Source organism: Gordonia sp. AC31 (genome assembly GCF_031844505.1).
Lineage (GTDB): Bacteria > Actinomycetota > Actinomycetes > Mycobacteriales > Mycobacteriaceae > Gordonia > Gordonia hongkongensis.
The window spans coordinates 39,266-59,355 of the sequence record NZ_JAUZVK010000008.1 but is presented as its reverse complement, the minus strand read 5'-3'; the positions used below and the strand labels follow the sequence as shown (position 1 = coordinate 59,355).

General features: G+C 68.8%; 19 protein-coding genes and 1 other RNA gene. 14 read left to right on the top strand and 6 right to left on the bottom strand.

Annotation, left to right across the window (positions count from 1 at the left end):
* Positions 1–93 precede the first annotated feature (93 nt).
* The 4 genes from ffs (at position 94) to Q9R39_RS11695 (ending at position 5,637) form a co-directional block, all read left to right on the top strand.
* Positions 94–188, top strand: an RNA gene (gene ffs / locus Q9R39_RS11710) — signal recognition particle sRNA small type.
* 71 nt (positions 189–259) lie between these two features.
* The gene (locus tag Q9R39_RS11705; protein ID WP_058251038.1) at positions 260–1,534 is read left to right on the top strand and encodes an aminotransferase class I/II-fold pyridoxal phosphate-dependent enzyme; all 1,275 of its coding nucleotides are present in this window, start codon (positions 260–262) and stop codon (positions 1,532–1,534) included.
* Positions 1,535–1,622: 88 nt separating this feature from the next.
* Positions 1,623–3,131 (top strand): glycosyltransferase 87 family protein, encoded by a 1,509-nt coding sequence (locus Q9R39_RS11700; RefSeq protein WP_058251039.1) that lies wholly within the window; start codon positions 1,623–1,625, stop codon positions 3,129–3,131.
* 43 nt (positions 3,132–3,174) lie between these two features.
* Positions 3,175–5,637: a DNA polymerase III subunit gamma and tau gene (locus tag Q9R39_RS11695; protein ID WP_078111805.1), complete on the top strand. Its 2,463-nt coding sequence runs from the start codon at positions 3,175–3,177 to the stop codon at positions 5,635–5,637.
* 108 nt (positions 5,638–5,745) lie between these two features.
* Here the strand turns inward: Q9R39_RS11695 and Q9R39_RS11690 are convergent, their stop codons facing one another.
* Positions 5,746–7,068 carry a class I SAM-dependent methyltransferase gene (locus tag Q9R39_RS11690; protein ID WP_078111804.1) on the bottom strand — a complete coding sequence of 441 codons (1,323 nt, stop codon included), beginning with the start codon at positions 7,066–7,068 and terminating at the stop codon, positions 5,746–5,748.
* Entirely contained in the window at positions 7,065–8,447 is a 1,383-nt protein-coding gene (locus Q9R39_RS11685) for an FAD-binding oxidoreductase (RefSeq protein WP_058251142.1), read from the bottom strand. Before Q9R39_RS11685 ends, Q9R39_RS11690 begins: the two co-directional genes overlap by 4 nt.
* Positions 8,448–8,529: 82 nt before the next feature.
* Here Q9R39_RS11685 and Q9R39_RS11680 point away from each other — a divergent pair, with 82 nt between their 5' ends.
* From Q9R39_RS11680 to Q9R39_RS11645, 8 genes are all read left to right on the top strand, one after another.
* The gene (locus tag Q9R39_RS11680; protein ID WP_058251042.1) at positions 8,530–8,967 is read left to right on the top strand and encodes an SRPBCC family protein; all 438 of its coding nucleotides are present in this window, start codon (positions 8,530–8,532) and stop codon (positions 8,965–8,967) included.
* A gap of 124 nt (positions 8,968–9,091) precedes the next feature.
* A complete protein-coding gene (locus Q9R39_RS11675; protein ID WP_189340148.1) occupies positions 9,092–10,012 on the top strand; it encodes a pseudouridine synthase in 921 nt (306 codons plus the stop codon).
* Positions 10,009–10,338 carry a hypothetical protein gene (locus tag Q9R39_RS11670; RefSeq protein ID WP_058251043.1) on the top strand — a complete coding sequence of 110 codons (330 nt, stop codon included), beginning with the start codon at positions 10,009–10,011 and terminating at the stop codon, positions 10,336–10,338. The genes Q9R39_RS11675 and Q9R39_RS11670 overlap by 4 nt, the downstream gene beginning before the upstream one ends.
* Positions 10,316–10,732, top strand: a complete 417-nt coding sequence (locus tag Q9R39_RS11665; protein WP_388028923.1) for a YbaB/EbfC family nucleoid-associated protein — start codon at positions 10,316–10,318, stop codon at positions 10,730–10,732. The genes Q9R39_RS11670 and Q9R39_RS11665 overlap by 23 nt, the downstream gene beginning before the upstream one ends.
* Before the next feature lie 67 nt (positions 10,733–10,799).
* Positions 10,800–11,411, top strand: a complete 612-nt coding sequence (gene recR / locus Q9R39_RS11660) for a recombination mediator RecR (protein WP_058251045.1) — start codon at positions 10,800–10,802, stop codon at positions 11,409–11,411.
* 44 nt (positions 11,412–11,455) lie between these two features.
* Positions 11,456–13,087, top strand: coding sequence for an alpha/beta fold hydrolase (locus Q9R39_RS11655; RefSeq protein ID WP_058251046.1), 1,632 nt, complete (start codon positions 11,456–11,458; stop codon positions 13,085–13,087).
* A 14-nt stretch (positions 13,088–13,101) separates the two neighbouring features.
* A complete protein-coding gene (locus Q9R39_RS11650) occupies positions 13,102–13,644 on the top strand; it encodes a (d)CMP kinase (protein WP_091344307.1) in 543 nt (180 codons plus the stop codon).
* Between the two features lie 84 nt (positions 13,645–13,728).
* Positions 13,729–14,451, top strand: a complete 723-nt coding sequence (locus Q9R39_RS11645; RefSeq protein WP_058251048.1) for a uracil-DNA glycosylase — start codon at positions 13,729–13,731, stop codon at positions 14,449–14,451.
* Positions 14,452–14,486: 35 nt separating this feature from the next.
* Here the strand turns inward: Q9R39_RS11645 and Q9R39_RS11640 are convergent, their stop codons facing one another.
* Together Q9R39_RS11640 and Q9R39_RS11635 are read right to left on the bottom strand one after the other, a co-directional pair.
* Entirely contained in the window at positions 14,487–15,209 is a 723-nt protein-coding gene (locus Q9R39_RS11640; protein ID WP_058251049.1) for a type 1 glutamine amidotransferase, read from the bottom strand.
* Positions 15,206–16,507 (bottom strand): MurT ligase domain-containing protein, encoded by a 1,302-nt coding sequence (locus Q9R39_RS11635; protein WP_058251050.1) that lies wholly within the window; start codon positions 16,505–16,507, stop codon positions 15,206–15,208. The genes Q9R39_RS11640 and Q9R39_RS11635 overlap by 4 nt, the downstream gene beginning before the upstream one ends.
* A 75-nt stretch (positions 16,508–16,582) precedes the next feature.
* Here Q9R39_RS11635 and Q9R39_RS11630 point away from each other — a divergent pair, with 75 nt between their 5' ends.
* Positions 16,583–17,665, top strand: a complete 1,083-nt coding sequence (locus Q9R39_RS11630) for an alpha/beta hydrolase (protein WP_058251051.1) — start codon at positions 16,583–16,585, stop codon at positions 17,663–17,665.
* Here the strand turns inward: Q9R39_RS11630 and Q9R39_RS11625 are convergent.
* Together Q9R39_RS11625 and trxA are read right to left on the bottom strand one after the other, a co-directional pair.
* Positions 17,654–18,646, bottom strand: a complete 993-nt coding sequence (locus Q9R39_RS11625; protein WP_311277530.1) for an EamA family transporter — start codon at positions 18,644–18,646, stop codon at positions 17,654–17,656. The genes Q9R39_RS11630 and Q9R39_RS11625 overlap by 12 nt on opposite strands.
* Positions 18,647–18,729: 83 nt before the next feature.
* Positions 18,730–19,092: a thioredoxin gene (gene trxA, locus Q9R39_RS11620; protein WP_078111799.1), complete on the bottom strand. Its 363-nt coding sequence runs from the start codon at positions 19,090–19,092 to the stop codon at positions 18,730–18,732.
* A gap of 103 nt (positions 19,093–19,195) precedes the next feature.
* Here trxA and Q9R39_RS11615 point away from each other — a divergent pair, with 103 nt between their 5' ends.
* Positions 19,196–20,077, top strand: coding sequence for a LysR family transcriptional regulator (locus tag Q9R39_RS11615; RefSeq protein WP_078111798.1), 882 nt, complete (start codon positions 19,196–19,198; stop codon positions 20,075–20,077).
* Positions 20,078–20,090 lie beyond the last annotated feature (13 nt).

The following is a 20,090-nucleotide window of genomic DNA, read 5'->3' as shown; positions in this document are numbered from 1 at the left end:
TATCCCCTAGCGTGCGGGCCGAGTGCGATCGAGCCGCGCGGACCGGTTCGAGGACCCCGGCTCCGGCCGCCGGAACCCCTCGCTACACTGGACGACGGATCCCGCGCGGCGTGCATCCTGTGAACTCCCCCAGGGCCGGAAGGCAGCAAGGGTCAACGGGCTCTCTCGGGTGCGCGGGGTCCCCTATTTTCCCGATACGAAGTTTCAGGTCAGGGGCGTCGGCCACCCGCACCGGCGTCGAGCCGCGAGAGGGCCAACGTTGAATTTTCACTCGATGAGTGCCGACCAACTCCGGAACACCCAGACGGAACTGACCAAGCAATACGAGGCGCTGCGCGCGCTGGGTCTCAAGCTCGACCTCACCCGCGGCAAGCCGGCCCCCGAGCAGCTCGATCTCTCGAACGGTCTCCTGTCGTTGCCCGGTGACGAGTTCCGAGACGGCGCGGGCACCGACACCCGCAACTACGGCGGACTCAACGGACTGCCCGAGTTGCGCGGCATTTTCGGGGAACTCCTCGCCGTCGACCCCGACAACCTGCTCGCGCTTGGCAACTCGAGCCTCGAGATCATGCACGACCTCACGGTCTTCGGGCTGTTGCACGGCACCGCCGACTCCGACGAGCCGTGGGGACGTCAGACGATCAAGTTCCTGTGCCCGTCGCCCGGTTATGACCGCCACTTCGCGATCACCGAGAGCTTCGGCATCGAGATGATCCCGGTGCCGATGCTGCCCGACGGTCCCGACGTGCGGGTGTGCGCCGAACTCGTCGCCGCCGACCCGAGCATCAAGGGCATGTGGGCGGTGCCCACCTACTCGAACCCGACCGGCGTCACCTTCTCCGAGGAGGTCACCCGCGGGTTGCTCGAGATGTCCGCGGCGCCGGACTTCCGGATCTACTGGGACAACGCCTACGTCGTCCACACGCTGGTGGAGACCCCGCCGACGCCGCTGCCGATCCTGGAGATGGCGGCGCAGGCCGGGCACCCGAACCGCGTGTACGTCCTCGGCTCGACGTCGAAGATCACCTTCGCCGGCGCCGGCGTCTCGTTCTTCGGGTCGTCGCCGGAGAATCTGGCCTGGTTCAGCAAGTACCTGTCGCTGAAGACCATCGGACCCGACAAGGTCAATCAGCTGCGTCACCTCAAGTTCTTCGGCGACGCCGACGGCGTGCGGGCGCACATGGCCCGCCACCGGGAGATCCTCGCCCCGAAGTTCAAGCTCGTGCTCGACATCCTCGAGGACCGGCTCACGGAGTCGAAGGTGGCGTCGTGGTCGGAGCCGGAAGGCGGCTACTTCATCAGCCTCGACGTCGTCGACGGCGCGGCCCGACGCACCATCGAGCTGGCCAAAGAAGCCGGTATCGCGCTCACCGCCGCCGGATCGGCGTTCCCGTACAAGACCGATCCGCACGATCAGAACATCCGACTCGCACCGACGTTCCCGAACACCGACGACCTGCGGGCCGCGATGGACGGGGTGTCCACGTGCGTGCTGCTGGCCGCGGCGGAGACCCTGCTCGCCCGCTCCAGCTGACCCGACACGCCGATCCCGGCGTTAGATTGCTCTCATTCTCCGGCGAGTGCGCTGGCGTGCGCGCCACTTTGTGACAGGCTTTCAAATCGTGAATCTGCCCAGGCCGGTTCTTCTCGCAACCGGTTTCGCCGTCGTGGGGGTCATCGCACTGGCACTCCAGGATGTCGTCGTACCCCTGGGCGCCCAATTCTGGGGTTTGTTGCACAACCAGATCGATCTCTCGGTGTATCAGGCGGGTGCCCGGGCGGTCGCCAACGGCGTCAGCCTCTACGACGTCAAGATGATCGGCGACCTGGACTACACCTACTCGCCGTTCTCCGCCTTGCTGTTCAGTCCGCTGGCCTGGATGTCCTTCGACGTCGCCCGCATGTTGTGGTCGGCGGGCATCGTCGTGGCGCTCTATCTGGTGATCATGCTGAGCTTCCGCAGCCTCGGCCGGCCGGTGACCTGGCCGTTGCGCGTGATCGCGGCGTCGCTGGTGGCGGTGGCGATGTTGTTCGAGCCGGTTCGTACGACGATCTGGTACGGGCAGATCAATGTGTTCCTGATGCTCGTGATCGTGGCCGATCTGGCGCGCCCGGACGGTGGACGCCTCAAGGGGTTCTGGACCGGAGTCGCCGCGGGGATCAAGCTGACGCCCCTCATCTTCGCCGGTTACTTCCTCGTGCAACGGAACTGGCGCGCCCTCGCCGGGGTGGTGGGCGGCTTCGCCACCACCATGCTCATCGGGTTCGCCGCCTTGCCCGGGGACTCGTGGTCGTACTGGACGGGCAAACTGTTCGAGTCCGACCGGGTCGGTTCCGCTCAGTTGCGCGGTAACCAGTCCCTGCGCGGCATGCTGGCCAACCACCTCGACACCGACAATCCGCCGACGCTGCTCTGGCTCGCCCTGGTGCTGGCAGTGCTGGCGGTCGGCTTCGCGGTGGCGACGTACGCCCATCGCAAAGGTCAGGAACTCCTTGCCGTCAGCATCGTCGGGATGACCGCCTGCGTGGTGTCGCCGATGTCGTGGGGCCACCACTGGGTGTGGTTCATCCCGATCCTGGTCATCGGAATCCACCTCGTTCTCGACGCCCGGCAGCCGCGGGCACCGCGGGTGTGGGCCGGCGTGGGCGTGGCGGCACTGGTGCTACTCGCGTTCTCGTGGCCGACGCATGTACCGGCGCTGATCCCGGACGGCTATTACACGGGGCTGTACGTCAAGACCCGCATCACGTGGCTCAACTGGTTCACGGTCAGCCCCTATCTGTGGGCCTACCTCGGCGTGCTCGTCGCGACGGTCGTCGGCCTGCGGATGGTCGGCAGCCGTGGCTACTCCACGCCGACGCCCGCCGACCCGATCATCCCGCCCGGCGTCGCGGCTGCGGTGATCGCCGAGGGCGGGCTGCCGACCGGCGATGCGGGCGGCACCGGCAGTGAGGGCACACGACGGCCGGACACGGGTGGCGAGGAGTCCGGGCCGCGCGACTCGCGAGGCACGTCCGGGCACACTTTGCGTCCTTCGGAAGACACCCGCGGGATGGCCGATGACCTGGTCGGAACCGATGGCGAACCCGTCACCGAGACACCCGATCAGGGGCCCGCTGCACCAGTGTGAGGCACACTCATCGACTGTCACGGGTCGCCGGTAGTCTCGACGCGTGGCTCTGTATCGCACCTATCGCCCGGCTACCTTCGCCGACGTCGTGGGGCAGGAGCACGTCACCGATCCGTTGAGCCGTGCCCTGGATTCCGGTCGCATCAATCACGCGTATCTCTTCTCCGGTCCCCGCGGTTGTGGCAAGACGTCGTCGGCGCGGATCCTGGCTCGTTCGCTGAACTGTGTGCAGGGCCCCACCTCCACACCGTGCGGAACGTGTGTCTCCTGTGTGGCGCTCGCGCCGGGGGGTCCGGGCAACCTCGACGTCATCGAGCTCGATGCCGCCAGTCACGGCGGTGTCGACGACACCCGCGAGCTGCGTGACCGCGCCTTCTATGCGCCCGCCGAGTCGCGCTACCGCGTGTTCATCGTCGACGAGGCGCACATGGTGACGAACGCGGGATTCAACGCGCTCCTCAAGATCGTCGAGGAGCCGCCGGAGCATCTGATCTTCGTGTTCGCGACCACCGAACCCGAGAAGGTGCTGCCGACCATCCGGTCGCGCACCCACCACTACCCGTTCCGGCTGCTCGCGCCGCCGGTCATGCGCGGTCTCCTGGAGACGATCTGTGAGCGCGAGGGCGTGACCGTCGCGTCCGAGGTGTACCCGCTCGTCATCCGGGCGGGTGGCGGTTCGCCTCGTGACTCGCTGTCGATCCTCGATCAGCTGCTGGCCGGCGCCGACGACCAGGGTGTCGCCTACGAACGCGCACTCGCGCTGCTCGGTGTCACCGACGTGGCGCTGATCGACACCGCGGTCGACGCTCTCGCCGACGCCGACGGTTCGGCATTGTTCGGCACGGTGGAGAAGGTGGTCGACGCCGGGCACGATCCTCGACGGTTCGCCGTCGACCTGCTGGAACGTCTGCGCGATCTGATTCTGCTGCAGGCTGTTCCGGACGCCGCGGACCGCGGACTCGTCGAGGCGCCGGGTGACCAGCTCGCCCGCATGCGCGCCCAGATCGAGACCCTTGGGCCCGCGTCGCTGACCAGGTTCGCCGAGATCGTGCACAACGCGCTCGGGGAGATGCGCGGCACGACGTCGCCGCGACTCCTGCTCGAGGTGATGTGCGCGCGGATGCTGCTGCCCGCGGTCTCCGACGACGACGCAGCTCTGTTGCAGCGACTCGAACGACTCGAGTCGGGGATCGGCACGACGTCGATCCCGGTACCCGCGAAACCGGCTGAACCGGAACCGGAACCGAAGTTCGTTCGACCCTCGCAGCGCAAGGCGATGGAAGAGGCCAAGGCTGCTGAGGCGTCCGAGCGCGCGGCCGCGGAAGCCGTCGAGGCCGACGCCGCGCAACCCGACGCCGGCCGGGTGCCGGAACCGGTGGTGTCTGAGCCGGTTGCGCCAGAGATGGTGGTGGAGACTCCTGCGCCGGAACCCGTCGTTGCTGAAGCGGTCACGGCAGACGCGGCGCCCGAGGCGGTTGATCCCGACTCGACCGGCGTCGCAACGGGTTCGGGGGCCGAGGCGGAGGCCGTGCTGCCCGCGGAGGAGCCCGCCGACGACGAGTCGATGCTCGACGAACTGATCGCCGACCAACCGAGTGCCGAGGCGGCAGAGGTCGAACCGGCGCCGGCCGCTGACGCCTCATCGGACGACGAGACGGCATCTCTGATCGAGGTGCCCGCCCCGCCGACGCCGCCGACTCAGCCGCCGGCACGGTCCGACCGGACCCCGTCCGCGCCCGAACCGCCGTCGCGCCATCGGACCCCGTCCGCGCCCGAACCGGAACCGATTGCCGAACCGGCGTCGACCGCGGCGTACGACGACATCCCGCTGCCCGATGAGCCCGTCGACGAGGACGACGTCCCGCCACCCGACGCGATGCCGGTCCGTGCCCGTCGGCCCGAGCCCGAGCCGGTGCCCGAACCGGAGCCCGAGCCCGAGGCGACCGCCGGGCTCGACGCCGACTCGGTTCGCAAGCGGTATCAGGACATCCGGGCCGCGGTGCGGGAACGGTCGAAGAGTCTCGAGCCGATGCTGTCGGCGGCGGTCATCGCCGACGTCGACGGGACGACCGTCGTGCTCTCGCATCCGGTCGAGGTGCTGGTCGGGCGGTTGTCCGCACCGCACGCCGTGACGATCATCCGCGAGGCGCTCACCGAGGTCTTCGGCACCGAACTCGACGTGCGTACCGTGCACCAGGCGCCGGGCGCCGCCGCACCCTCCGCCACGTCGACCGCGCCGCCGACGAAGCAAGCGGCCAAGGCTCGGCAGTCGTACTCACGTCCGAGCCGCGCGCGTGACCAGTCGGCGACGCCGGCCCCCACACCGGAGCCGGTCGCCGAACCGGAGGAGCCCGAGCCGCCACGTGCCGACGAGGACATCCCGCACGACGAACGCGCGGAGATGGTGGCCGATGCACGCACCGGCAGCCCCGAGCAGCGGCTCGACCCCGACCAGGTGGCGCTGGAACTACTCAAATCGGAGCTGGGGGCACGGCCGCTCGAGTGACCGGGTGCGCTCGGGAAGCTTTGTCTGAAAACCGCCCCGCGCAACAGGTTCGACGACGATACGCCGCGTGTCCGATTTCTGAGGGCGGTTTTCAGAGGCGGGTCGGGCTCAGGCGTCCCACCACGGCCGGAGTGGCACCTGGTGGCCGCCGTCCTCGTCGAGTTTGGTGGCGAGCACGTGGTGAAGCTGGATGATGTTGCGGTCGAAGCCAATTCGGCAACCGGCCATGTAGAGGCCCCACAGCCGCGCGGTGCCCTCGCCGACCTCGGCCACCGCTTCGTCCCAGTGCTCGACGAGGTTGATGTTCCAGTCGCGCAGCGTCATCGCGTAGTGCTCGCGGAAGTTCTCCTCGTGGATGACCTCCATGCCGCCGATGTCCTGCAGCTTGGAGATGATCTTGCCGGAGCCGGTGAGCTCGCCGTCGGGGAAGACGTAGCGGTCGATGAACGATCCCGCCTTGCTGCGGCTCGCGTTGTCGGGGCGCGTGATGCAGTGATTCAGCAGCATGCCGCCGGGACGGAGCTTGTCGCGCATGAACCCGAAGTAGGACGGGTAGTTGTGGACACCGATGTGCTCGGTGAGCCCGATGGACGACACCGCGTCGAAGCCGCTCTCGGCAACGTCGCGGTAGTCGCTGTGCCGGACCTCGGCGAACTCGCCGAGCCCTTCGTCGGCGATCGCTTTCTGGGCCCACTGTGCCTGTTCGGCGGACAGCGTCGCCCCGATCGCGTGGACACCCCTACGCGCGGCATAGCGGACCATTCCGCCCCAGCCACATCCGATGTCGAGGAGGCGGTCGCCGGGCTTGAGGCGGAGCTTCTCGAAGATGAGGCGGTACTTGTTCTCCTGCGCGGCTTCCAGCGATGCGTCGCGTTCCGGGTAGACGGCGCAGGTGTACGTCATCGAAGGTCCGAGCACCCACTCGTAGAACGTGTTCGAGACGTCGTAGTGGTAGTGGATGACCTCGGCATCACGAGACTTGCTGTGCCGCAGTCCTTCCGCAAATCGACGCCAGCGCGGCAAGGCCTCCTGCGGCGGCGGTGCGATCGGCTTGAAGTGATCGATGCCCAGCGACCGCGCGATGTGGGCGAGCGACAGGGGGGAGGGGCGGTGGAACTGCAGGTTGCTGGCCAGTGCCTTCAGCGCGGGGTACGGATCACCGGGGTGCGCGCCGATGAGTTCGAGATCGCCTGCGATGTAGGCGCGCGCGAGTCCGAGATCGCCGGGTGCGGTCACCAGATACGTTGTTCCGCGCGGGGTCTTCAGGTCGAGGCCGTACTGGGCGTCGACGGGTCCGGCGCTGCTGCCGTCGTAGGCGGTGATCCGGATCGACAGGTTTCCGCCGAGGAGTGTTTCGAAGATCTCGGCGAGGGTCATCTTGCCGGCGTGCGAGTCCACACTCGACGCCGAACTCTCCTTGAACGTGGTCATTGGCGTTTCACCGCTTTCGAGTAGAGGTCCAGCAGACGACCCCGCGGGTCGTACCGCTTCTTGAGGAGCCGATAACTCTCTCCGCCGTAGAGTTCGTCGAACTCCTCCGGCGTGTAGAAACTCTCTGAATACAGCGACTTGTGGCCGTCGAGTTCGGCGACCTTGCGTTCGATGGTCTTGTTGGTGTGCCCGGGATCGCCCGGGGTGACCGGCACGGCGGACCAGAAGCCTACATTGACGTACGTGCGTTGCGGGGCAAGGGGATACAGCGGCCAGGGGCGTACCGGATCGGCGCCGGGGAGGGCGGGCTCGCGAAGCCGGAGGGGGCACAGCCAGATCGGTTCGATGGGAATCTCGGAGAGGAACCACTCGACGTAGTCGGCGGTCCGGTCGATGGGAACCTCGATGTCCTGCACGACGCGTTCACCCGCCGGTAGTCCCTTGCGGGCGTTCAACCGGTCGCCGATGTCGAATCGCTGGTCGAGACCGATCAGCTTCCAGTAGAAACTGCTGCGGAGGTACCGCTTCGGCCACCAGCGCCGGATTCGCGGATTCTGTGCGCCGAAGGCGCGTGAGCACCAGAACCAGTCGGTGTCCCAGCGCCAGAGGTAGTCGTGGATCGTCAACCTATCGGTCGTCTTCTGTTGGATGGATCGATAGAAGATGTCCATCCCGGTGTAATCGCTGACCGGTCCGTCCTCGCCGGTCTGGCGGCCGAGCGTCAGATAGGACTCGTTGGCGGAGAACACGACTCCGTCGAGGTAGTCGACCGGTTCGCCGTCGTGCGACTTCGTGGTGACGATCGTGTCCATCGCCGACTGGAGGTCGACGATGCTCGTGAACCGAAGATGGCGCAGTGCCACATACGGCTTCACCGGCTCCAGCTCGATGCGTAACCGCACCGAATAGCCGAGCGTGCCATAGGAATTCGGGAAACCGAAGAAGAGGTCGGCATGTTCGTTGGTGGGCGTCGCGGTCAGGATCTCGCCGTCGCCGGTGAGGATGTCGATCTCGAGAACCGACTCATGGGGCAGTCCGGAGCGGAAGGACGTGCTCTCGATGCCGAGTCCGGTGACCGCGCCGCCGAGGGTGATCGTCTTGAGCTGTGGGACTACCAGCGGTGCGAGGCCGTACGGCAGAGTGGCCGCGACGAGGTTCTCGTAGGTGCACATGCCGGCGACGTCGGCGGTCCGCGCTTCGGGATTCACCGAGATGACCCGGTCGAGCCCGGAGACGTCCAGTCCCGGATGCGGATTGGCGGCGCGCTTACGAAAGAGGTTGGACGTCTTCTTCGCAAGACGCACGGTTGCCTGCGGCGGGATGGCACGATAGCTGGCCAGAAGGTCGGCAACCCCCTGGTCGAATGCCGCTCCCCCCATCTCGAGCCCGTTGGTCACCCGGTTAGCCTAGGACTTGATCAGTTCGCCCGCCAATCGTTTCGTAACTGAGGAGTGTCCAATCGTGGGTCAGGTTTCCGCATCGCAGTCGCTCGACATCGCCGCCGCCCCGGACGCCGTGGTCGGAGCTCTCGCCGACTATGAGGTCGTGCGGCCGGCCATCCTCCCGGAGCAGTACCGCGACTACAAGGTGATCAGCGGCGGCAAGGGCGACGGCACCGTCGTGCACTGGATTCTGCAGGCCACGTCGAAGCGGCAGCGCGACGTGCAGGCGACCGTCAGCGTCACCCCGGACACCGTCACCGAGCGCGACGCCAACTCGACGATGGTGACCACCTACTCCGTCGCGGCATCGGGCAGCGGTTCGCGCGTCACGACCACCACCACGTGGCAAGGGGCCGGCGGCATCGGTGGGTTCTTCGAGAAGACATTTGCGCCGAAGGGTCTCAACCGGATTCAGGCCGAGGTCCTCGGCAACCTGAAGAAGCGCCTCGAGAGCTGACGGCTCGGCATCTCCGACCGCGGCGCTCGATGACCTGCTCACCCGACAGCGTGCGATGACCGGCGCGGGATCGACCGATCCCGTCCGGCGCCGCCGTGGCCGGGCAAGGCCGTCGCCCTTGCCCATGCGCGACGGCGTCGACGCCACGCGCGTGGTGTTGCGTTCGGGGCCGGAGCTGACCGTCGGTCAGGCGCTGCTGGCCGCGCCCGTGCTGGCGGGGCTGACCGCCGACGATCTGGGTCGACGCGCCGCCGCGGGCGAGATCGTCGATGCCGACGGCCGACCCGCGGATCTGGCCGCGCCGTCGAGCCGCAATGTCTCGCTGTACCTCTACCGCGACCTCGACGACGAGATCGCGGTCCCGTTCGACCTGCCGGTGATCCACCACGACGAGAACATCGTCGTGGTGGACAAGCCGCACTTCCTCGCCACGATGCCGCGGGGCCGTCACGTGACCGAGACCGCGCTGGTGCGGCTGCGTCGAGAACTGGGCTCCGACACCGTCTCGCCGGCGCACCGCCTGGACCGCCTCACCGCCGGGGTGCTGCTGTTCACTCTGCGGCCCGAGGTGCGCGCGGCCTATCAGGACCTGTTCGCGTCCCGGACCGCCCGCAAGGAGTACCTCGCGCTCGCGCCGGCCGACGAGGCGCTGGCGTCGACCGTGACCGTGCGGGACCGGATCGAGAAGACCGCGGGCGACCTGCGCGCCCTCGTGGTGGACGGGCCGGTCAACGCCATCAGCGACATCACCCTGACCGAGGTCGTCGGCGGCCTCGGCGTCTACCGAATGGTGCCGCACACCGGCCGCACCCATCAGCTCCGGTTGCACATGGCGTCGCTCGGGGTGCCCATCGTCGACGACCCGCTCTACCCCGACGTGCGGCCGGGACTCGCCGCGCTTCCCGATCACGGGGACTTCACCCGGCCGCTACGCCTGGTCGCCCGGGCGCTGGAGTTCACCGACCCGCTGACCGGCGAGGAGCGCCGGTTCGAGAGCCGACGCCCGGTGGTCGGGATAGGGCCACGATCTACCCTGGCGCCATGACCATCCGCGCGTCCTACGAACGGCATCCCGACCTGGGCTGCGAGGCCGTGGTCTTCATCGACGACGAGTCGCTGGCCTGTTTCCAGATCCAGCGCGATCTGGTCGGCGGGCCGCGCGCCGACGAATACTGCGTCACCACGGGAGCCAGTGCGCCTGTCTACGGCGGGATCACGCAGTGGCGTCGCATCGACGACCGATTCGAGTTCGCGCTCACCGCGCGCGCCGGTCGGCTGTTCGGCGACGAGGTCCTGTCCTTCGAGGTGGCCGCCGTCGAGGAGTCGACCGTCGACGACATCGCCGCGCATGTCGATCGGTTGCTGCGCTGACGCTGCGACTACCCTGGGCCGGGTGACGCAACCATTCGATCCCAGCGCGTTGTTCGGCGGCGGTCAGGGCGGGGAGAACCCGATGGCCGGACTGCTGGCCCAGGCGCAGCAGATGCAGGAGAAGCTCCTGTCGGCGCAGAACGAGATCGCGGCGGCGGAGGTGGTCGGCAGTGCGGGCAACGGGCTCGTGACCGTGACCGGCAACGGCACCGGTGAGGTGACCGCCGTGTCGATCGATGCGAAGGTCGTTGATCCCGACGACGTGGAGACCCTGCAGGACCTGTTGCTCGGTGCGTTGGCCGACCTGTCGGAGAAGCGCGAGCAGCTGGCCAGTGAGAAGATGGGCCCGCTCGCCGGGGGTCTCGGCGGCGGCCTCCCCGGATTGGGCGGCTGAGTACGCCCACCCGCGTACGACGCCGAACGACGAGTAGGAATCCCGGACACCGTGGACGCAGATCAGCATGTATGAGGGACCGATCCAGGACCTGATCGACGAGCTGGCCAAACAGCCGGGCCTCGGTCCGAAGGGCGCCCAGCGCATCGCGTTCCACCTGCTGGCCGGGGAGAAGTCCGACATCGATCGACTTGTCGCCGCGCTGGGACGGGTCCGCGACGACGTCGTCTTCTGCGCGGAGTGCGGGAACGTCTCGGCCAATCGCCTGTGCCGGATCTGTTCCGACGCCCGCCGCGACGCCAGCAAGATCTGTGTCGTCGAGGAGCCGAAAGACGTGCACGCGATCGAACGGACCAAGGAGTTCACCGGGCGCTACCACGTACTCGGTGGTGCTCTCGACCCGTTGTCCGGGATAGGCCCGGATCAGTTGCGTATCCGTGAACTGCTGCGTCGGCTGGCCAATCAGGAAGACGGCGTCGACGTCTCCGAGGTGATTGTCGCGACCGACCCGAACACCGAGGGCGAGGCGACCGCGACCTACCTCCAGCGCATGCTGAAGGACTTTCCCGGCCTGTCGGTCACCCGGCTCGCGTCGGGGCTGCCGATGGGCGGCGACCTCGAGTTCGCCGACGAACTCACCTTGGGTCGTGCACTGTCGGGTCGTCGCATCCTGGCGTGAGGTCGGTGGCCGTCGTACCCGGCAAACCGGACGGCTAGGGTCATGTGGTGATCTCGCGTACTGGGTGGCGTCGTCGTGTCCGGGGTGTTGCAGCAGGCCTGACGGTGGTGGTCGCGGGCGGCCTGGTGGGTGCCGTACAAGGCGTGCAGCCGCCCGAAGCATCCGCTGCGCCGGCGCTCGATTGGCAGGCATGCCCCGCGGTGCACGGCGTACCGGCGACGGTCCGGTGCGCGACGGTCGAAGTTCCGCTCGACCACTCCGAGCCGAACGGCGAGACCATCGAGATCGGCGTGAGCCGTATGCAGGCGCGCGACCAATCCCGGCGTCGCGGTGTCGTGATGGGCAACCCGGGCGGCCCGGGCGGCGACGGCATCGCGATGTTCAGTCAGCTGCGCCCGCCGGCGGCCATGCTCGACGAATGGGATCTGGTGGCCGTGCAGCCGCGTGGTCTGGTGTCGGGCACACCGCTGCGCTGCGATCCGATCACCGGCGACGAGCCCGAACTGATGACGGCGCTGGGCAAGCTGAATCGCGATCGCTGCGAGGCGCGTACGCCGGGCCTCGGGGCGACGCTCACCACCGAGAACACCGCCCGTGACATGGAGGTCGTCCGGCGGCTGCTCGGCGAACCGAAGGTCAGCCTCTACGGCATCTCGTACGGCACCCTGCTGATGTCGACGTACGCGACACTGTTCCCGCAGCGCGTCGACCGGATGGTCCTCGACTCCGGTTTCGACCCGGGCGTGGTGTGGAACAGCCTTCTCTCCGTGCAGACACCCGGCTACAAGGCGCGGGTGCACGAGATGATGGCGTGGATCGCGCGCCACGACCGGATCTACCATCTCGGCACGACGCCACTCGCCGTGTACCGGAAGTGGAGCGACCGGGTCAGTGCCGAGGCCGGTGTGCCGCCATCGCTGCTGGCACCTCCCGCGCAGGTCGGGGACGTGCCGCCGGGCCTGCGGGCGGTCGCGCAGCAGTACATCGCGGGAACCGATCTGACCGCCGACGCGCGTGCCAGGTTCGAGAACCTGGTGTTCACCTTGCTCCGGCCCGGGTCGCTACAGCTGACGTCGCAGCTACTGGTGCTCACCCGCGCGCTCGCTCCTGATCGCAACTCCTGGCCGACGGTGGCGCTGATGACCGCGACCCCCGGCCGGAAGCTGCCCACCCCGGGCCCCGCCGCGCTCGAGGCCGCCCAGGTCTCGCAGGACATGCAGGCCGCGGTCCTGTGCAACGAGAACCAGGTCCCCGCGCAGCCGTCGCTCGGCTTCCAGGCGTTCGTCGCGAACTACGTGACCGGGGATCCGTTCGAAGCGCCTGGTCTCGCCTACGAGTCCGGCCTCGCGTGTGCCGGAGCGCCGGCGCTTGCGCGGCCGGTCGAGATCCGCAACCGCGGGCTGGCGGTGGCGCCCCTGCAGATCCAGAGCGTCGGCGACCCGCAGACCCCGTATCGCGGGTCGCTGAAGATGCGTGAACTCATGCGCAGCCACCTCATCACCGTCGGTGGTGGCGACCACGCGCAGCTCGGTCGCGCCAACAAGCCACTCGACGACGCCATCGTCGAGTACTTCCGCACCGGCCGGACCTCGGTGCAGCGCGTCCCCGAAGCCCCGATCACGGCTCCGCTCACCCGGTTGCCCTCGGCGTTCGCGTCCGGGGCGGCCGGTCGGTGACCCACCCTGATCTGGTGAGCCCGCAGACCCGCGCCCGTGTGACCGAACTGGCCGCTCGCCTCGACGCCGGGATCGTCGCGATCGACGGACCGTCCGGAGCGGGCAAGTCGACGATCGCCGATCTCCTGGTCGCGGACCTGCGCGCTCGGGGAGTCGGGGTGACCCTGGTCCGCACCGACGACTTCGCGACGTGGGACGATCCGGTTGCGTGGTGGCCGGAGCTGGAAACCGATGTGCTGCACCCCTTCACCCGACGACGCGACTACCGGTACCGGCCCCGCGTGTGGCAGGACGGCGTCCCGGCCCCCGGGCCCCGCGTGTGGATCGAGTGGCAGCCGCTCCTGATCATCGAAGGGGTGTCGTCGGCGCGGCGCCGGATCGCCGGCCGCCTGTCCCACGCGCTGTGGCTCGACGGCGGGACCCCGAGCGAACGGCTCGAGCGGACGGTCGCCCGCGACGGCGAGGACGCGCGAGGTCATCTTCAGGCGTGGCAGGAGTTCGAGCGCGGCTGGTTCGGCGTGGATCGCACGCGGGAACGGTGCGTCGTACTGGACTGAGCCGGCTTGGACTGAGGGGTCTCGGACTGACGGTCCCGTCGGCCGACCGGGATGCCGAGCGGACGCCGCGGTTAGTGTCGAGGGATGGCCACCCGACGACGCTTCCGTGATCTGGCGGAGCTCGACGCGCAGCTGATCGAGTGCCGTGCATGCCCGCGCCTCGTCGAATGGCGGGAGTTGGTCGCGCAGGAGAAGCGACGCGCGTACGCCGACGAGGAGTACTGGGGGAGGCCGGTGGCCGGTATCGGTCCGGCGGATGCGCGACTGCTGATCGTCGGCCTCGCCCCCGCGGCGCACGGCGGGAATCGGACCGGGCGCATGTTCACGGGTGACCGCAGCGGCGATGTCCTGTTCTCGGCGCTGTATCGCGCCGGCCTTGCGAGCCAGCCGCTCTCGGTCGCGATCGGCGACGGATTGGAGCTGTTCGACACGCGGATCACCGCACCGGTCCACTGTGCACCACCGCAGAACAAGCCGACGGTCGAAGAGCGCGACACCTGTTCGTACTGGCTGCACGCCGAACTCGAGTTGCTCGCGCCGACGGTCCGTTCCGTGATGACACTCGGTGGATTCGGTTGGCAGTCAACGCTTCGTACCTTCGCGAGGCTCGGCTGGACGGTCCCGAAGCCGATGCCGAAGTTCGGTCACGGTGTCTCCACCACCCTCGTCCGCGACGGTGCCGAACTCGAGGTCTTCGGCTGCTACCACGTGAGCCAGCAGAACACCTTCACCGGACGGCTCACTGTGGAGATGGTCGTCGACGTACTCACCGCGGCGGCGCGGTCGGCGGGGATCGAGAGTGCTTGAGGGAGCCCTCGGTCAGCGGAAGGCCGTCGTCGACGTTACCGACGCCGTCCCGCGGCGAGGCGTTCCCGGCGGAGCCGGTCTACCTCGGGGAGGTCAAGCGGGGCAAGGGATTCGACGCCGAGCGCGGTGGCCAGGAGGTGATCGGCGAGTTCGGGGTTGCGGGCCAGTGCCGGACCGTGCATGTAGGTGCCGATGACGCTGCCCTGGACGACGCCCTCGGTGCCGTCGCCGACGCCGTTGCCCACGCCGTGCCGTACCCGACCCAGTGGGGCCGCGTCGGACCCGAGAGTCGTTCCGCCGCGGTGGTTCTCGAAACCGGTGAGGGACTGTGACAGTCCTGGGAGGGTCGGATCGACGAGCAATTCGCCGATACTCCGCTCCGCCTGGGGCGCCGTCGTGAGATCGAACAGGGAGATGCCGTCGACGCGTTCGCCCGCCGATGTCTCGTACCAGTGGCCGAGCACCTGGATGGCGGCGCAGATGGCCAGCACCGGCCGTCCGGCCGCCGCCGCCTGCTGCAGACCCGGGTAGCGCGTCAGGTGCCGGGTGGCGAGCCGCTGCGCGTAATCCTCGGCGCCACCGAGGGTGTAGACGTCGAGCGAGTCGGGGACCGGATCGTCGAGGGTGATGTGGATGACCTCGGCGTCGATGCCACGCATCAGTGCGCGGCGCTTCAGGACGAGGGCGTTCCCACCGTCCCCGTAGGTACCCATGACGTCGGGCAGGACGAGGCCGATCCGCAGGGTCGATTCGCTCACTGCTCCGCCTTCCGTGATCGTGCTGCGCGTTCCAGGGCGGTGCCGAGATCGCGGAACGCCGTGTAGTTCGCCAGGACCTCGACGCGTCCCGGCGGGCAGGATGCGATGGCGGCCATGGGATCCGGGATGGTGGTGTGTTCGGCGCCCGCGTAGAGCAGCCGGACCGACAGGTCGGCGGCGCGCTCGCCGGCCGCGACGACCTGCATGGTCTCGAATGCCTCGAAGCGCACGTCCCACAACCAGGACAGGTCCTCGCCGTCGGGCACCTGGCCGTTGACCGCGATCACCAGCCCGTCGGCGTCCTGGTCGATCATCGACATCGCTTCCTGCCATCCGGCCGGGTTCTTCGCGAGAAGTGTTCGGATGGAGTGGTTTCCGACCTGGTGGATGCCGTACCGGCCGGCGACCTCGCCGACGGTGCCGACGGCGGCCACCGCGTTGCGCGGGTCGGCGCCCATCGCGACGGCCGCGGCCACCGCCTGGGTCGCGTTGCCGCGGTTGGCCCTGCCCGGCACCGCGAGCTCCAGGGGAGCGCTGAAACCGTCGGGGCCGTAGATGTTCTCGTCGTCGAACCACCAGTCGGGGGTGGGGCGGCGGAAGTTGTCGTCGCCGGTCGACCGCCACCCCTCCTCGGAACGGACGATGGGCTCGCCGGTACGGGGGCAGCTGACGGAATCGCCGACCCAGCTCGCGCCGGCGGCGACCCAGACCACGTCCGGGGCGTCGAAGGCGGCCGACGTCACCAGGACGTCGTCGCAGTTGGCGATCACCGTGGTCTCGGGATGACGTGCGATGCCTTCACGCAGCCGACGCTCGATCATGTTGATCTCCCCGACTCGGTCGAGCTGATCCCGGGAGAGGTTGAGCATCACGAGGACCTCGGGGTCGACGGCGTCGCTGACGTGCGGGACGTGCAGTTCGTCGACCTCGAGCGAGCAGAACGGCGCCGTCCGGCTCAGGGTCAGCGTCGCGATGATGCCGGCGTCCATGTTGGCGCCGTCGGCCTGGGTGGCGACCTCGCCGAGTTCGGCCATCGCGGCCGCGGTCATCCGTGTGGTCGTCGACTTCCCGTTGGTGCCGGTGACGATCGCGGTGCGTTTGCCCGCGGCGAGCCGACCCATGATCTGGGGGTCGATCTTCGCGGCGACCAGCCCGCCGATCATCGACCCCTTGCCCCGTCCCGCGGTGCGCGACGCCCACCGGGCCGCGGCCGCAGCACCCAGGGCGACGGCGGTACGGGCGGGAACACGGGTGTTCGTGCGGGTTGCGGAACCGGCGGAAGAGAGTCGGTCGGGCATGCGCACGAGTGTGTCACAGGCCGATCCGACGGGAGTGGTCGTGCCGTGCGCCGACGCCGCGTAGGCTCGGCGGCTGTGAGTCGCGACACCCATCTGCGCCTGTCCCTGCCCGCCCGAGTGCAACGCGGACTGTTGCTCGCCGTCGCACGAATCCCGGCCGGAGCGTTGGCCGTTCTGGGGCGACGGGCACCGGTCAACTCCGACGGTGAGCGGGTCGCCCCCGAGCTTGCCGCGATCGGCTGGGCCAACGACAACGTGCCCGGGCTGAATCCCTTCCAGGGCGAGGTGGCGCAGTCGCGTGCGCAGACCGACGAGGTCGGCGCCGCCATGGCCGAGGCGCTGCCGCCCATGGCGGTGGAGGAGGACCTCGTCATCGACGGACCCGCCGGCCCGATCCCGGCCACCCGGTATCGCTCCACCACCGACTCGGCCGGGCTGCTCGTCTACTTCCACGGCGGCGGCTTCGTCACCGGCAGCCGGATCAGCCACGACACCTTCGTCCGGCGTCTGGCACATGGCACCGGCCTCGACGTGCTCTCCGTCGACTACCGGTTGGCCCCCGACGCCCCGTTCCCCGCGGCCGTCGAGGACGCGGTGGCGGCGTGGCGCTTCGCTGTCGAGGTGGCGCCGCGGTGGGGTCTCGATCCGGCGCGGATCGTCGTCGCCGGTGACAGCGCGGGCGGAAATCTCGCGACCGTCGTCGCCCGGGAGGTCCGTGGCGAAGCGGTCACCCCGGCTTTCCAGCTGCTCATCTACCCGGTGACCGACCAGGCCGCCGACACACCCTCGCGCCGGGAGTTCGCGTCGGGGTACTTCCTCACCGCCGACGGCATCGGCTGGTTCACCGATCGCTACCTGCCCGACGCCGCGCAGCGGAGCGACCCGCGCTGCTCGCCACTGCTTGCCGACGATCTCAGCGGTCTCCCGCCCGCGCATGTCATGGTCGCCGGCTTCGACCCGCTGCGTGACGAGGGCCTCGCGTACGCGCGCAGGCTCGAGGAGGCCGGCGTGCCGGTCACGGTCCGGCGAGAGGGCGCGATGATCCACGGGTTCGTCAACATGACCTTGATCAGTCCGGGTGCCCGGGCCGCGGTCGACCGTCTGTGCGCGGTGGTGCGCGAGGCCCTTCCGCCGGCCGGGTCCAGCTCAGCCGCCTGAGCGCACCGGTGTTCCGGCGCCCTCCCGAGCGCCCGTCACCGCCGACACGGAATCGGCCGGCGCCGGGGTGGCACTTGGAACGGTCGGGCGCCTACGGGTTCGCGGCCGGGCCATCACCCCGGCAGCGCACCCCGCGACGACAATGACCGCACCGACGATCTCCCCGACGCTGGGGACTTCGCCGAGAACGAAGAATGCTGCCGAGATCCCAACCACGGGCACGAGCAGCGACATGGGCGACACCCGGCTTGCGTCGTTGCGTCCCAGCAGCGTGGTCCACAGACCCGCACCGATGACGGTGCCGAAGATCGCGAGGTAGGCGAGGCCACCCAGGGCACGGAGTCCACTCTCGGTACCGAGCGTGGCGAGCGCGTCGAAGCCGGCGGAGGGTCCCTCGACGATCAAGCTCACCGCATACAGCGGCGGAGTGGCGACGACGGCCATCCACAACGTCATCCGCAAGGAGTCGTCGGGACGGGCGAGTCTGCCCCCGATGTTGCCCGCTGCCCAGCTCAGACCACCGAGCACGGTGAGACCGATCGGGAGCAGAGCGGCCACGCCGAGGTCGCTGCCGCGCATCCGGTCGATCGCGATGACCGCCATGCCGAGGACCGCGACCGCCAGGCCGAGGATCTGTCCGGTCGTCATCCGTTCGCGGAGGAACAGCACGCCGAGCATGACCGTGAAGGGCGCCGAGGTCTGGAGGACCAGCGAGGCGAGCCCGGTCGGCATGCCCAGGTCCATGGCCAGGAACAGCATGATGAACTGCACGCTGCCGAAGCCGGCGACGTACAGCAGGAACCACTTCAGGCGAACTTTGGGGAACCGGACGAACAGCATGACCGGTATCGCCATCACCGCGAATCGCAACGCCGCCAGGAAGAACGGCGGGAAGTGATCCAGCCCGAGGCGGATCGCGATGAAGTTCAGTCCCCACAGGACGACGACGAACAACGCGAGAAGGCGATCACGAGTGGACATGGCCCCATGGTCAACGCTGTCGAAGTGAAGAACAATCTAATTTAGACGGATTGACCATTCAGTTTTACTGAATATTCTGCGCCTCACTCCTGCGCGGCGGCGACCTTCGCGCGCACCTCGTCCATGTCGAGACCTTCGACGGCACCGATCAGTTCCTCGAGTTGCGCCGCGGGCAGCGCGCCGGGCTGATTGAACAGCAGGATGCCGTCACGGAAAGCCATGAGGGTGGGGATGGAGCGGATGCCGAGGCTGCCGGCGAGCTGCTGCTCGGCCTCGGTGTCGATCTTGCCGAACACGATGTCGGAGTGTGCTTCGGATGCCTTCTCGAAGACCGGCGCGAACTGGCGGCACGGACCGCACCAGCCGGCCCAGAAGTCGAGCAGGACGATGCCGTCCGAGGCGATGGTGTCCTCGAAGGTTTCCAGGGTGATGTCTTGGGATGCCATGCCCCCAACAACCGTATGAACGGCCCGGACATTCCTGACCGGCCGAAATGCGGTGGCCCATGGCACCGCCGGCCGGTGATGCCGGGCTGAGTACCGTTGTCGCATGGAGGTCCGGCGTCTGCGTCTGCTGCGGGAGTTCGCCGATCGGGAATCGATCGGCGCCGTCGCCGACGCGATGCACATGACCCCGTCGGCGGTGTCGCAGCAGCTGAAGGTCCTGGCCGACGAGGCGGGCGTGGCGCTGTTCGAACCCGACGGCCGCCGAATCCGCTTGACGGAGGCGGGACGTGCCCTGGTACTGCGCGCCGACGACGTGATCGCGGCGGTGGACCGGGCGCAGGAGGAGATGTCGTCGTACCGGTCCGGCAAGGCGCGTGTCCGGCTGGCGATGTTCCCGTCCGGTGCGACCCTGCTGCTGCCGGCGGTCCTGGAGCGGGCCACCGCATCGGGCATCGACGTACATGCGGTCCATCTCGACGTCGGATACCACGACGCGGCACCGGCTCTCGCCGACCACGACATCGTGGTCACCCACCGCGACGAACGGACCCCGGCGATCAACATCCCGCGGGTCCGGGTCACTGAGCTGATGCGTGAACCCGTCGACGTGATCGTCGCCGCCGGCAGCGAACTCGCCGTGCGCGACCAGGTCGCGGTCACCGAACTCGCCGATCACGACTGGATCAGCGTCGAGGGCGGCTTCCCGGTCGACGATGTGCTGCAATCGATCTCGGCGGCGACCGGGGTGGCGCCCCGGGTGACACAGCGGATGCTGGACTTCACCACCATCGAGGCGCTCGTGGCCCACGGCCACGGCATCGCGCTGATGCCGCGTTTCGCGGTCCGGCACCCGGAGGTGAAACGACTGGTGCTCAAAGGAGTTCGCGCCGCACGGGTCTACGAGGCGCTGGCCCGGCCGCGTTCGCGGGCGGCCGTGCAGCAGGTCGTCGATCACCTGCGTGCGGTGGGTGCCGAACAGGGCTGACGGCCCGACGCCA